Annotated in this window: 10 protein-coding genes; 2 read left to right on the top strand and 8 right to left on the bottom strand. The window is 62.6% G+C overall.

Going from position 1 to position 14153, the window contains the following annotated elements:
• Window positions 1-36 precede the first annotated feature (36 nt).
• The 3 genes from AB5Y91_RS18160 to nagB are packed head-to-tail and all read right to left on the bottom strand — an operon-like array spanning window position 37 to window position 3211.
• A complete protein-coding gene (locus tag AB5Y91_RS18160) occupies window positions 37-1251 on the bottom strand; it encodes an ROK family protein (RefSeq protein ID WP_162519201.1) in 1215 nt (404 codons plus the stop codon).
• A 4-nt stretch (window positions 1252-1255) separates the two neighbouring features.
• Complete coding sequence (gene nagA / locus AB5Y91_RS18155; protein WP_368170450.1) at window positions 1256-2401, bottom strand: N-acetylglucosamine-6-phosphate deacetylase; 1146 nt, start codon at window positions 2399-2401, stop codon at window positions 1256-1258.
• A gap of 9 nt (window positions 2402-2410) precedes the next feature.
• Window positions 2411-3211: a glucosamine-6-phosphate deaminase gene (nagB, locus tag AB5Y91_RS18150; RefSeq protein ID WP_025326350.1), complete on the bottom strand. Its 801-nt coding sequence runs from the start codon at window positions 3209-3211 to the stop codon at window positions 2411-2413.
• Window positions 3212-3482: 271 nt separating this feature from the next.
• Here nagB and nagE point away from each other — a divergent pair, with 271 nt between their 5' ends.
• Entirely contained in the window at window positions 3483-4937 is a 1455-nt protein-coding gene (gene nagE, locus AB5Y91_RS18145) for an N-acetylglucosamine-specific PTS transporter subunit IIBC (RefSeq protein ID WP_106887386.1), read from the top strand.
• A gap of 123 nt (window positions 4938-5060) precedes the next feature.
• Window positions 5061-7724: a beta-N-acetylhexosaminidase gene (locus AB5Y91_RS18140; RefSeq protein WP_106887385.1), complete on the top strand. Its 2664-nt coding sequence runs from the start codon at window positions 5061-5063 to the stop codon at window positions 7722-7724.
• Between the two features lie 242 nt (window positions 7725-7966).
• Here the strand turns inward: AB5Y91_RS18140 and AB5Y91_RS18135 are convergent, their stop codons facing one another.
• The 5 genes from AB5Y91_RS18135 to AB5Y91_RS18115 are packed head-to-tail and all read right to left on the bottom strand — an operon-like array spanning window position 7967 to window position 14077.
• Window positions 7967-8533 carry an NTP transferase domain-containing protein gene (locus AB5Y91_RS18135; protein ID WP_368170449.1) on the bottom strand — a complete coding sequence of 189 codons (567 nt, stop codon included), beginning with the start codon at window positions 8531-8533 and terminating at the stop codon, window positions 7967-7969.
• On the bottom strand, window positions 8523-9512 hold the full coding sequence (locus tag AB5Y91_RS18130) for an XdhC family protein (protein WP_368170448.1): 990 nt from the start codon (window positions 9510-9512) through the stop codon (window positions 8523-8525). The genes AB5Y91_RS18135 and AB5Y91_RS18130 overlap by 11 nt, the downstream gene beginning before the upstream one ends.
• Window positions 9505-10722 (bottom strand): cytochrome c, encoded by a 1218-nt coding sequence (locus AB5Y91_RS18125; RefSeq protein ID WP_368170447.1) that lies wholly within the window; start codon window positions 10720-10722, stop codon window positions 9505-9507. The genes AB5Y91_RS18130 and AB5Y91_RS18125 overlap by 8 nt, the downstream gene beginning before the upstream one ends.
• Window positions 10719-11249, bottom strand: coding sequence for a (2Fe-2S)-binding protein (locus AB5Y91_RS18120; protein ID WP_163135940.1), 531 nt, complete (start codon window positions 11247-11249; stop codon window positions 10719-10721). The genes AB5Y91_RS18125 and AB5Y91_RS18120 overlap by 4 nt, the downstream gene beginning before the upstream one ends.
• Entirely contained in the window at window positions 11246-14077 is a 2832-nt protein-coding gene (locus AB5Y91_RS18115) for a xanthine dehydrogenase family protein molybdopterin-binding subunit (RefSeq protein WP_368170446.1), read from the bottom strand. The genes AB5Y91_RS18120 and AB5Y91_RS18115 overlap by 4 nt, the downstream gene beginning before the upstream one ends.
• Window positions 14078-14153: the final 76 nt, after the last annotated feature.

Below are 14153 nucleotides of genomic sequence, written 5' to 3'. Positions count from 1 at the left end.
CACTGGCTGCCGTTTTTATTGATGCAAGGCGCGGCCTTACTTCTGCTCCATGATGATCTGCAGCAGATCCCCCTCCAGCAGGGAGCGCTTCACCAGGGCGAAGCCGCCTATGGTGGGCTGGTTCTGGAAGCGGGCCTTCACTATGGGCAGGCCACGGTGGAAGCTTGGCAGGGACTGGTGCTCGACGCAGCGACGGATGGCCGGGATCAGGATCTCTTCGGCGGCGGTGATTTCACCGGCGATCAGCACCTTCTGGGGGTTGAACAGGTTGACCGTGATGGCGATGGCCCGGCCCAGGTGTTCTCCCACGTTCTCGATCACGCTGCGGGCCAGTTCGTCACCGGCCACGGCGGCCTTGCACACCTCCTGGATAGTGATGTGCTTCTCCTGCAGCGAGCTCAGGTGACCGCGGCTGATGAGCTCCTTCACCTTGTCGACGATGGCCTCGTTGGAGGCTATGGTCTCGAGGCAGCCGAAGTTGCCGCAGTGGCAGCGCTTGCCGAGGGGCTCGACCTGGATGTGGCCTATCTCGCCGACGTTGCGGTTATGACCGAGGAATACCTGCCCCTTGGTGATGATGCCGGAGCCGGTGCCCTGGTGCACGCTCACCAGGATGGAGTCCATGCAGTCGCGGGACTCGCCGAAGAAGTGCTCCGCCAGCGCCAGGGAGCGGGTGTCGTTGCCCACGTAGCAGGGGAGGTTGAAATGGTGCTCCAGCAGCTTGGCGAGCCCCAGGTTGCGGATCTGGTAGGTGGGGGTATAGATGACCATGCCGGATTCCGGATTGACCAGGCCCGGCATGGTGAGCGCTATGCTGATGAGGTTGCGGCTGCGCTCGGTATTGGCGTCGATGAAGGCGCCAATCTCCCGCAGCAGCATGTCGACCACGGGCTGTTGCTCTATCTCTGTCACCTGGGTGATGTGCTGATCGAGCTCCTTGCCGTCGAGATCATACAGGGAGAGCTGCAGATAGCCGCGGCCAAGCTTGGCGGAGACAAACTGAAAGCGATGCTTGATGGTGGTCAGGGAGATGGCGCGTCGTCCGCCGGTTGACGCCTGGGGCGACGTCTCCCTGATCAGCCCATGCTCGATCAGTTGCCGGGTTATCTTGGTCACGCTGGCCGGGGCCAGCTGACTCAACTCGGCAATTTTGACCCGCGAGATGGGCCCCTGCAGGTCAATGAGTCGATAGACGACGGCACTGTTCACCTGCTTGATAAGATCTACGTTTGCTATTTGTCCGCCAGTCATAGTGTCACTGTGTTGTGTAGTGTCCGTTAACCACGGTCCCGCAGACCGTGAAGGCCTGATCAAAGACGGTGAGGTTGGCAATTTTTCCGACCTGGATACTACCGAGACGTGAGTCCCATCCAATGGCGCGAGCGGGGTAAAGGGTGGCCATTCTCAGTGCTTCATCGAGCGGTAATCCGACCTGTTTGACCAGATTCTCCACCCCTTCAATCATGGTGAGGGCGGAGCCGCCGAGTGTACCATTCTCATCGACGCACTGACCATCGCGGAAATAGACGGTTGCGCCACAAAAATCAAACTGCTCAAAGCCTTCCGGTGCACCGGCCGCGGCGGTGGCATCGGTGACCAGCACCAGTTTCTCGCCGAGGATCTTGTGTGCCAGGCGCACGTTGGCCCAGTGCACGTGGTGACCGTCGACGATGACACCGGCATAGACATCCTTGCGATCATAGATGGCGCCCACCACGCCAGGCTCGCGACCGTTGAGGGTCGGGGTCATGGCGTTGTAGAGGTGGGTGGCAAAGCGCATGCCGTTGTCAAACCCGGCCATGGCCTGGTCATAGCTGGCAGCGGTGTGACCGGCTGAGACCAGGATGCCGGCCTCCACCAGGCGACGGATGTGCTCCGGCTTGTTGCGCTCCGGCGCCAGGGTGATCTTGGCGATGGCGTCGCTGTTGGCGCAGAAGAAATCGATCATCTCGTCGACGGGCTGACGGATCTGCTCGGCCGGGTGTATGCCCTTGCGCTTGAGGTTGGTGTAGGGCCCTTCCAGATGGACCCCCAGCACCTCGTTCGGACGGGCGGCCATGTAGTCGCGGGTCACCGCCACCGCCAGCTTCATGTCGGCATCCGGACTGGTGATCAGGGTCGGCAGGAAGCTGGTGGTACCGGACTTGAGATTGGCCGCCTGCATGGTGGCCAGGGTCTCTATGGTGATGTGACCATTGAACATGACGCCACCGCAGCCGTTGAGCTGGACATCGATGAAGCCGGCGCTGAGGTTGGCGCCCTTGAGATCAATCTGCTCAATGCCCGCTGGCAGTTCGGCCAGGTGGGAGATGGCGACAATCTTGTCGCCTTCGATCAGTACGCCGTGGCCGGTCAGCACGCAGCTGCCGGTATAGAGGGTGCAATTAGTCAGTGCGTACATGACGGCTCCTTACAGGCGGTCGATGTTGGCGGCTTCCAACTGCTGGAAGTAACGGACCGTCTTGACTTTCAGCTCCATGGTGGAGGGCTCGTCGCACACCATCATGCCCTTGGGATGCAGTTGCAGGGTGGAGATGGTCCACATGTGGTTGACGCAGCCTTCCACCGCGGCCTGCAGGGCCAGGGCCTTGGCGTGGCCAGTCACCAGGATCATGATCTCCTCGGCATCCATCAGGGTGCCTACGCCCACGGTCAGCGCCAGCTTGGGCACCTGCTCCATGTCGCCACCGAAGAAGCGGGAGTTGGCGATGCGGGTGTCCTCGGTCAGGGTCTTGACCCGGGTACGGGAGGCCAGGGAAGAGGCCGGCTCGTTGAAGGCGATGTGGCCGTCGTTGCCGACGCCGCCCATGAAGAGGTTGATCCTGCCGTAGGACTTGATCTTGTCCTCGTAGCGCTTGCACTCGGCCACCAGATCCTCGGCATTGCCGTTGAGGATGTTGATGTTTTCCGGGCGAATGTCGACGTGATTGAAGAAGTTGTTGTACATGAAGCTGTGGTAGCTCTCCGGGTGCTCCTTGGGCAGACCCACGTACTCATCCATGTTGAAGGTCACCACGTGCTCGAAGCTCACCTCGCCGGCCTTGTGCAGCTCGATCAGGCGCTTGTAGGTCGTCAGCGGCGTGCCGCCGGTGGGCAGGCCCAGCACGAAGGGGCGGTCGGCTGTCGGTTTGAACGCATTGATGCGGTCAACGATGTAACGGGCAGACCAGAGACCCACCTGGCTGGCAGACTTCAACGGGATCAGGCGCATTTTCTATACCTCAGTACTGTTGCCGCACAGGATTGACGGCAAGGGACCAAACACGGATTCAAGTTGTTTTATAGCGTAAATAAAGATTGCGAACTAAGCCACATCTATCCGCTACCTTTATCTCTGTTGAGTGATAATGATCACGAAAGCCGGTTTATTAATTTGCGCAGCGAAATAAAACACATAGACTGCCAATCAAGCCTTGATGGCTTATGCGTCGAACGTGATAAGCACTTAATTTCTAGAAAAACATCAACTAAGGAGAGGAACCGTGAACATTCTCGGTTATTTGCAAAAGATCGGCCGTGCCCTGATGGTGCCGGTAGCGGTATTGCCTGCCGCAGCGATCCTGATGGGGATTGGCTATTGGATTGACCCGAACGGCTGGGGTGGTGGAAGTCCGGTCGCAGCTTTCCTGATCAAGGCGGGTGCCGCCATCATCGACAGCATGCCCGTGCTGTTTGCCGTGGGTGTTGCCTATGGCATGTCCAAGGATAAAGACGGTTCCGCCGCGCTGGCCGGTCTGGTCGGCTTCCTGGTGGTCACCACATTGCTGAGCCCGGGCGCCGTTGCCCAGATCAAGGGTATCCCGGCCGACCAGGTGCCGGCAGCCTTTGCCAAGATCAGCAACCAGTTCGTCGGCATCCTCTGCGGTGTCATCGCGGCTGAGCTGTACAACCGCTTCAGCAGCGTCGAGCTGCACAAGGCGCTGGCCTTCTTCTCCGGCCGTCGTCTGGTGCCGATCGTGACCTCCGTTGTCATGATCGTTGTCTCCTTCATCCTGATGGCCGTCTGGCCGGTTATCTATGGTGGCCTGGTGAACTTCGGTGAATCCATCGTCAGCATGGGCTCCACCGGTGCCGGCATCTACGCCTTCTTCAACCGTCTGCTGATCCCGGTCGGTCTGCACCACGCCCTGAACTCGGTGTTCTGGTTCGACGTGGCCGGCATCAACGACATCCCGAACTTCCTGGGTGGCCAATCCTCCATCGACGCCGGCAAGGCTGTCGTGGGCGTGACCGGCATGTACCAGGCTGGCTTCTTCCCCATCATGATGTTCGGTCTGCCGGGTGCAGCACTGGCCATCTACCACAGCGCGAAGAAAGAGCACAAAGAGAAAGTTGCCTCCATCATGATCGCAGCCGCCTTTGCCGCCTTCTTCACCGGGGTGACCGAGCCGCTCGAGTTCTCCTTCATGTTCGTGGCGCCTGTGCTCTACGTCATCCACGCATTGCTGACCGGCCTGTCCGTGTTCATCGCCTCCAGCATGCACTGGATCGCCGGTTTCGGTTTCAGTGCCGGTCTGGTGGATATGGTGCTCTCCAGCCGCAACCCGCTGGCGACCCAGTGGTACATGCTGCTGGTACAAGGCCTGGTGTTCTTCGGTCTCTACTACGCCATCTTCCGTGCCGTTATCGTCAAGTTCAACCTGAAAACCCCGGGTCGTGAAGATGACGAAGCCGTGCCGGTACAGGCCCAGACCACCGACCGCACCGAGCTGGCTCGCCAGTATCTGGAAGTGCTGGGTGGCCAGGACAACCTGGTGACCATAGATGCCTGCATCACCCGTCTGCGTCTGACCCTGAAGGATCGCAGCATCGTCGATGAGCGCAAGCTCAAAGCCCTGGGCGCGGCCGGTGTGGTCAAGCTCGGTGAGCAGAACCTGCAGGTGATTCTGGGCCCCTTGGCCGAAATCATCGCCGGTGAGATGAAAGCCCTGCGTTAATCGAGCGACTCGCTCACCTCAAGTCTAAGTCCATTGTTGACATAACTAAGGGCCCCGTTCCCGGGGCCCCATATAAAAAAAGCCAAGAAAATCCAACCTTTACTTCAAATGAGAGCAGCAGTTATGAACTTGAAACATTCTCTGTTAGCCATTGCCATGTCTACCGTTTTCGTCAGCCAAGTGCAGGCAGCCGATGCCGCCAAGCAAGCCGTGGTCGATTCCCTCGCCAGCAATCTGGTCGTCAAGTACGAAGTCGTCACCAATGACGGTGCCGGCGCCGGCCTCGACTGCCAGGCCCTGGGCTCCGAGTGGGCGAGCTGTGGTGTTGCCAAGCTGCACCTGACCAATACCGGTGCCGACGTCACCTCCAAGGACTGGAGCATCTATGTCTCCTCCATCCGCCGCATCCAGCGGGTGGACAACGACCAGTTCACCATCACCCACCTGACCGGCGACCTCTATCGTTTGACGCCAACCGAGAAGTTCCAGGGCTTTGCCAAGGACGCCACGGTCGAAGTGCCCCTGGTGGTGGAGTACTGGGTATTGTTCGAATCTGACATCATGCCGAACTGGTATGTCGCCAGCGAAGGGGCCGAGCCGAAAGTGCTGGCCAGCATGAGCAACATCGACGATGCCACCACCTATGAGAAGCCGATGCCGGCCGACGGCTGGAAGCGCACCAAGGATGACAACAACATCCTGATGAACAGCGAGACCCGTTTTGCCGCCAACCAGACCAGCACCCTGCTGCCTGCCGGCAAGATTGACGACCAGATACTGCCGACCCCGATGAAACAGGTGGTCAAGGCCGGTCCCCAGGTCGACTTCTCCACCATCAAGCTCAATGCCCTGGACCTGCCAAGCGATCGCGCCGAGGCCATCAAGGCTCAACTGACCAAGCTGGGTGTTACCCTCTCCGACACCGGCTACCCGGTCACCATCAAGCTCGGCAGCAAGCTCAAGCAGGCCGAAGGCTATGACATGACCATAGGCGCCAAAGGCACAGTGGTGCAGGGTCATGACATCGACGGGGCCTTCTGGGGCGCCCAGTCCCTGATCTCCCTCTTGGGGGTCAACGACAAGCTGGTGAGCCAGATGAGCGTTGAGGATGCACCGCGCTTCGAATACCGCGGCATGCAGACCGACGTGGCCCGCCACTTCAGAAGCACTGAGACCATGAAGAAGCTGGTTGACCAGATGTCTGCCATGAAGCTCAACGTGCTGCACCTTGGCCTGACCAACGATGAAGGCTGGCGCATCGAGATCCCGGGCCTGCCGGAGCTGACCGACGTCGGCAGCCAGCGTTGCCACGATCTCTCCGAGACCCAGTGCCTGATGCCGCAGCTCGGCTCAGGCCCGACCAGCGACAACATGGGCTCCGGCTTCTACAGCAAGTCCGACTACATCGACCTGGTGCGTTACGCCAAGGCTCGCGGCGTGACCGTGATCCCCGAGATCAACATGCCGGCTCACGCCCGTGCCGCCGTGGTCTCCATGGAGGCGCGCTACAAGCGTCTGCTGGCGGAAGGCAAGGAAGCGGAAGCGAACCAGTTCCGTCTGACTGACCCGGATGACACCTCCAACGTCACCTCGGTGCAGTTCTACGACAAGATGTCCTTCATCAACCCCTGCCAGCCGGGTGCTGCCACCTTCGTGGCCAAGGTGATGGATGAAGTGGCCCAGATGCACCAGGCCGCCGGTCAGCCCCTGACCGCCTGGCACTACGGTGGTGACGAGGCGAAGAACATCATGCAGGGCGGCGGCTATCAGGATCCGGCCGTCACCCAGAAAGCCGATCTGGTCGCCTGGAAGGGCAACGTCGACTCCAGCAAGCAGGACAAACCGTTCGGCAAGTCCCCGATGTGCCAGAAGATGATCGACGATGGCAAGATCAAGGACGTGGCCGAGCTGCCAGTTCATTTCGCCAAGGAAGTGAGCGAGATGGTCAAGGGCCACGGCTTCTCCACCCTGCAGGCGTGGGAAGATGGTCTGAAGTACGCCACGGACGCCAGCGTGTTCGCCACCGACAAGACCCGGGTCAACTTCTGGGAAACCCTCTACTGGGGTGGCTTCAACGAGGCGATGAAGTGGGCGCACAAGGGCTATGACGTGGTGCTCTCCAACCCCGACTACCTCTACTTCGACTTCCCGAACGAGGTACACCCGGCCGAGCGTGGCTACTACTGGGCGACCCGCTTCAACGACACTCGCAAGGTGTTCGCCTTCGCCCCGGAAAACCTGCCGCAGAACGCCGAGACCTCGGTTGACCGCGACGGCAACGCCTTCGTGGCCAAGGGTGACCAGGATCCGGTCAAGTTCAAGGGGATCTCCGGTCAGCAGTGGAGCGAAACCGTGCGCACCGACGCCCAGTACGAGTACATGGTCTACCCGCGGATCTTCTCCGTGGCCGAGCGTGCCTGGCACAAGGGCGGCTTCGAGCTGGATTACGTGAAGGGCCGCGAGTTCTCCGGTACCTCCAAGCACGTCAACAAGGCCACCCTGAACAAGGAGTGGAACCAGTTCGCCAACCTGCTGGGTCAGCGCGTGCTGCCGAAGCTGGATCAGGCCGGTGTTGAATACCGCCTCTCCGTGCCAGGCGCCAAGGTGGTGAACGGCAAGCTGGAAGCAAACGTGGATCTGCCGGGTCTGCCCATCCAGTACAGCCTGGACGGCACCACCTGGACCGCCTATGACGCCGCGGCCAAGCCGACCGTCAATGGCAAGGTCTGGCTGCGTACCACCAGCTTCGACGGCAAGCGCGCCAGCCGCGTCACCGAGCTGAACTGATAGCTTATCGTCACTGACACAGGGCGGGTCGCAAGACCCGTCTTTCCCAAGGCCGATATGTCATCGGATTTGGGAAAGGTTGACTGTGCGTGTGAACCTTTGTTGTGTGTGTATTGTCTGTTTTTCATCACTTGTGACCCCGCCTAGTGCGGGGCTTTTTTTGTCCGGCGATCAGGCAGGTCGCAGGCGGCATAGGGTGGGGAGGCAGGAACGGGGAGAGGTGGGTCGGACGGGCTGGCGGCTCAGAGCGGATCCTCTGGCCAGTCGATGTCTTGCACGCAGCCGGGATCGTCCAGTGACAGGGTGCGCAGGCGCCCCTGATGACGCAGCAATACGCCTTGCGCTCCCTGTTCCCCCTCCAGGCTCGCCAGCTCGGGGAGCAGATCGGCGGGGATGCTGACGGGATGGCCCGGCTGCCCCTGATGGAGGGGGCGCACTATCTCCCTGCCCGTCTGGGCGGCTTGCAGCGCCCGCAGGCTGGCGGGGGAGAGGTGGGGCATGTCGGCCAGGGTGATGAGCAGGCTGTGGATGGGGCGGCCGCTCGCCAGCAGAGTGCGCACTCCGTGGGCCAGGCTGTCTCCCAGACCGCCGTCCCGTGGCACCTGGGTCAGCTCGGCCCCGGAGTCCGCCAGCAGGCGGCGCAGTGTCTCGTCTCGCTGCCTGAGCACCACCAGCACGCTGTCATGACAGGGGAGCAGGGTGGCCAGAGTGCGCAGGATCAGGGGCGGGGAGCCCGCGAGGCGCTTGTCACTGCCGTAGCGACGGGAGAAGCCGGCCGCCAGCAGCAGGGCGACGCGCTCAGGCTGCATCTGTGGCGTCTCGCAATCTGATGCCCTGGCGCACGGCGATCACCTCGGCCAGCACGGCGATGGCGATCTCTATGGGGGTCTTGCTGCCGATGGGCAGCCCTATGGGGGCGTGGACCCGCGCAAGCTGGGTCTGACTCGCCTCGGCAATTCGCTGCAGCCGCTCCAGCCGACGGGCGCTGGTGCGCACCGAGCCCATGGCGCCGAGGTAGAAGGCGTCGGATTCGAGCCCCGCCATCAGCCCGGCATCGTCGATCCTGGGGTCGTGGGCCAGTGCCAGCACGGCGCTCCGGGCCGTGGCATGGCGCTCGACGAAGCGCTCGGGATCGCACCACTCCACGGCTATTCCTCCTTGCTCCGGCCCCCAGTGCCAGTCGCGGCGGTACGGCTCACGGGTATCGCACAGCCGCACCTCGAAACCGGCGGCCTGACCGAGCCGCGCTACCTGCTCGCTCACCTGGCTGATGCCGAGCAGCAGCAGGCGCCAGCGCTGGGCATAGCTCAGGCGTACCCGGCCTGGCGCCTCTTGCTCGCAGGGATCCGTCGTCTCTTCGTCCAGATAGCGGCGTTTCCCCTGCTCGAGCAGCACCTCCCGCACGAAGGGGTGGCCCCCTTGCAGTCTGGTGAGCCACTCATCGAGATCCGCGCTGGCCGCGTCCCCTTCGAGGCGCTCCACCAGCAGCCGGATGCGGCCGCCGCACGGCAGCTCGAACGCACTGCCATCGGGGGCCAGATGGGAGCCATAGTCCAGCAGGCTCAGGGGGGCGTCATGCTCCCCCCTGGCCAGCATGGCGACGAAGGCATCCTCGATGCAGCCGCCAGAGATGGAGCCGCTGCGGTGGAGGCCATCGGTGGCGAACAGGGCACCCTTGGGGCGGGGGGCCGAGCCGTAGGTCGCGACTATGCTGCACAGCCAGATGCCTTTCCCCTGGGCCAGCCAGGCGAGGCTCTGACGCAGCACCTCCAGCTGAGCGTCACTCATCGTGCGCCTCGACGATCTCCTTCTTGAGCGTCTTGATGTCGTCGGCACTCAGGGCGGAGGGCTGATGGGCCCAGGTCTGGCGCAGGAAGTTCACCAGATCCGCCAGTTGCTGGTCGTTGAGCTCTTTGGCGTAGCTGGGCATGGGGGCGAAGCGCTCGGTCTGGCTGTAGCTCTGGGCCGGGATCCCACGCAGCAGCACCGCCAGGGTGTTGGTCGCGCTCGCCTGATCCAGGGTGGCGTTGGTGTACATGGAAGGGGTCACGTTCGGCTTGCCCTGACCCTCCTGGCCGTGACAGCCGGCGCAGTAGTCCCGGTAGAGCCCGTAACCCGGGTGCGATGCGTCCATAGTGACCGGCTTGGGTGCAGGCTCCGGCAACGGGGTGTCGCTGCCCAGCAGGTAGCTGGTGACGGCATGCATGTCCTCGTCGGTCAGGTAGGCGAAGCTCTTCTCGACCACGGGATACATGCCGGCGAAGACGCCGCCCTTGACCGAGTAGCCCTTGCGCAGCAGCCGGGTCAGGGAGTCATGGGTCCAGCCCTGGCGCCTGAGCTCGGTGGCGGTGATCTCCGGGGCCATCACCCCCTCTATCATGGCCCCTTTCAGGTAGCGTGAGCCGTCCATCGCCATGAAGGTATCCCGCGGCGTGTGGCACTCGCCGCAGTGTCCCAGCCCATCCACCAGGTAGCGGCCACGGTTCCAGTTGCTGCTCTTGGCCGGATCCGGTTGGAAGGGGTTGTCCTCGTGGGCCACCAGGTTCCAGAACACCAGGCCGGTGCGCACGTTGAAGGGGAAGCCGACCTCGTTGTCGCGGTTCGGGGTGGCGGCCGGCCTGGTCTGCATGAAGTAGGCGTAGAGCGCCTTCATGTCCTCATCCGTGACCATGTGATAGGAGGTGTAGGGCATGGCGGGATAGAGGCGTCCCTTGGGGGCGTTGCCGTTGTGCATCACCTCATAAAAATCCTCATAGCTGTAGCTGCCTATCCCCTGGCGCTTGTCGGAGCTGATGTTGGTGGAGTAGATGACGCCAAAGGGTGTCTTGAACGCCAACCCACCGGCGTATTTCTGGCCCCCCTCTGCGGTGTGGCAGGCGGCGCAGTCACCGACCTTGGAGAGGTATGCCCCCTGTGCCACCAGCGGATCCTGGGTGTCGGCCGCGGATACGGCGCCTGCGCCCAGCAAGAGCGCGAATGTGAGTCTGGAGAGCATCATGTGCGTACTACCCCCTCCGAGATCAGCATGGCCTTGACCCCCTCGTAGTACTTCTTGTAACCGGTGCAGCGGCAGACGTGATCTTTAAGCGCACCCTCTATGGTGGATTCGAGATCGGCCATGGCCACCGGCTCTTTGCGCAGCCGCTCCAGCAGCACAGTGGTCTCGTTGACAAAACCCGAGGTACACCAGCCGCACTGGAAGGAGAAGTGATCCAGGAAGGTCTTCTGCACCGGACTCAGGGCGATGATCTTGCCCAGGTTGTTACGCTGGGCATGGCCTTCCACAGTGCGGATGCGCTGGCCGTTGAAGCGGCCCACCCCGTTGATGCAGGTGCGCACGCTCTCGCTGCTGCCATCCGCCCCGTCGACCACTATGGTGCAGGCATGGCAGACGCCGACGCCGCAGCCGAACTTGGTGCCGGTCAGGTTCACATACTCGTGCAGGAAGTCGATCATCATGGTGTTGTCATCCACTTCGATCGGGCCAATGAGACGGTCGTTGATGGTCATGTTTACGGTGATCATTGGATGGCCTTCTGAATGTCGGTTGCAGTGACGGGAAGATGATAGAAACGGGTGCCGGTCGCCTGATAGATGGCTTCGACCAGGGCGGCGACCACGGGGATCATCACCACTTCGCCTATGCCCTTGGTGGCATCGGTCGGCGAGAGGGGATCGAGCAGGGTGTGGGTCAGGTTCCACACCGGCAGCTGGTGCGCCAGGGGGACCTGATAGCGGTTCAGGTTCCAGGTGCCGTTGCCCGGCCCGTCCTGCCCGGCGGGCAGGTATTCATAGAGGGCGTGACCGACCCCCATGGCCAGGCCGCCCTGGATCTGCCCTTCCACCAGTTCGGGGACTATGACACGGCCGGCGTCCAGCCAGCTGTGGGCAGACAGTATGTGCACCTTGCCGGAGCCCTTCTCCAGCGCTATCTCGACCAGGGTGGCGCAGGGGGCGTAGTAGGTCACCATGGCGTTGTTCAGGCTGGTGCTGGGGTAGTGGGCCTGGGTGCGATCGAGCAGCTGGTAGCCGTTGGCATCCGCCTGTGCGCGTTTCTCGCTGCTGGCGCCGTCGCCGTAGCGCAACGCCAGCGCATCTATGGGCAGGCGCTGGCTCTGACCCTCTATGGTGAAGTCGCATTCGGCCCAGGCCCAGCGGTTGAAGCTGTGCACCATGGCGCCGGTAATCAGGCCGTTGGCGTGAGCGTGGGCCGCCAGCAGGGCGAGCGGCAGCGGCGGCATGCCACGGGTCGTCAGTCCCGCCGGGGTCCAGCTCGCCTCGCTGGCGGGGCCCAGATCCAGGCCTGCCTGGCCGACGAAGTACTGCTTGCGCCAGATGGCGGTTGCCGCCGGCCAGAGCGTCTGCTCGAACAGGATGCGGGCCGCGGTGACGGTGGCATGGCTCTGGAAGTAGGAGGAGATGGAGGCCGAAGAGGCCTGCGGAATGGCCAGGGTCCAGCGCGGGTTCTTCTGCATCTCGTCCTGGCGTTCCTGCGAGATGGTGTAGGGGTTGTCGGTCGAGACCAGCTTGAAGCTATCCCAGAGGGCGATTTCGGCGAGCGCTATGGTGTCGGCCGGTTGGCCCAGGTAGCGGCTGACGATCTCGGCCTGGGAGGTCTGGATCCCAGTGCCCATCTCCATGCCGCTGATCTTGAGGAGTATCTCCCCCTTGCTTGTCAGCTCGACGCAGGCGGAGGGGGCCACGGCACCGGTGCCATAGTCCTTGGTGGTGATGCCAAAGCCAGTGCCGTGCAGACGATCCGGATGCTGGGTCTCGTAAGCCTGCTTCCTGGCCTGGCGCTGGGCCCAGACCTCGTGCTGCTCGGCCATCGCCAGGATCTCGGGGTAACGGTTGTTGCCCTCGGGAATGGCCCCCTGGGTATTGGGCTGGCCGGGCTTGATCAGGTTGCGGCGCCGCAGCTCCAGCGGATCCATGTTCAGCAGTGCGGCGGCCTCGTTGACCATCATCTCCATGGCCGCCATGGTTTGCAGGGATCCATACCCTCGCATGGAGCCGCAATCCGGGTTCTCGGAGGGCAGGGCGACCGCGGTGATGTCGTTCCTGGGGAGGTAGTAGACTCCCTGGATGGCGCTGGCCCCCACGCTGGCCACCGAGCCGGTGAAGTTCAGGCGACCGCCGCCGTCCACTGTCATGGCGCTGATCAGGGCGCGGAACTGGCCGCTCTGCTTGTCGATCACCAGCTTGTTGTGCATGTTGAACGGATGACGCTTGAGGCCACCCTGGAACTGTTCGAAACGATCGTTGGCCAGGCGCACCGGGCCCTCGCCATAAAGGGTCGCGAGCAGGCCATAGAAGGGGAATATGGTGTGATCCTTGGCCCCGAAGCCACCCCCGATGAAGGGGGAGTGCACCACCAGCTTGTCGACCTTGCCGGCCAGCGGCCCCTTGGCCAGCATCTCGGCGGCTTCGTAGTAGAAGTCGTGAGGGGACTGGGTGCTCACCACTAGGTGCATGGTGCGCGCCTTGGCGTCGAACCAGCCGTTGAAGTTTTCCGGCTCCATCATCATGGGTTCGATGAACTGGGTCTGGTAGCTGCGATCCAGCACCAGGGCGTCCTCGGCCTCCAGCTCCTTGTGCACCTGCTCGGCCTGATACATCCCCTGCTCACCGGCGTTGCCATCGGCTCTGGCCGTCGGCCACACCGGCTGGTGGCTGACGATGGCCGGGAAGAAGAGGCCGTTCTTCAAGGTACTGTATTGATCTTCCCTGCCGAGCTTGCCCTCAATCCGGATGATGCGCCAGCAGGCCCAGGGATCCCGGGTGGTGGCGACCAGGGGGGTCACATCACCGTAGCGCACCACCTTGTTGTTGAACTGCAGGATCTGCTTGGCCCGGTTGAAGGTGGCGAAGTCCGCGAAGATAAGCATGGCGGCCGCATGACCCAGATAGTCCGGGGTGGCCCCTTCGCTGACCATCATGTTGATGCCGTAGAAAGAGGGCAGCTCGACGCCGTCGCGCACCAGGTCGGTGGCCGTGATCACTCGGCGGGGCTGGGCATTGGCGGGCAGCATGGAGAGATCCAGCCCCAGATAGACGCGATCCGCCTTGTCGAGCCGGATCAGCAGCGCATGTTGCTGCTGGGACGGCCAGCCAGCGAGATCCTGCGCGCGATAGTCCCGGCTGTAGATCTTCTGGCCTGTGACCTTGGCCAGGCCATCGCTGCGAAACTTGATCTTGCCCCCCTGCTTCCACTGGCCGAGCAAGGCAGGATCGAAGACCTCGTCTTCCATGCCGGACAGGGAGAGGTTGGCGAGGAGGGGGGCGCTGTAGACGGCGATGCCGGCGATGACGCACTGCTTGATGAAATCACGTCTTGATACGGAGTAGGACATGGCTCAGCTACCTGTGTGAGGATGAGGCGAGTGGCTCGGGGGAAAGGGAGGGGACAGGTGTTGTCGACCATCTTCC

It is taken from the genome of Aeromonas sp. R4-3 (genome assembly GCF_040908275.1).
GTDB classification, from domain to species: domain Bacteria; phylum Pseudomonadota; class Gammaproteobacteria; order Enterobacterales; family Aeromonadaceae; genus Aeromonas; species Aeromonas rivipollensis.
This window is presented reverse-complemented; position numbering and strand designations above follow the sequence as displayed.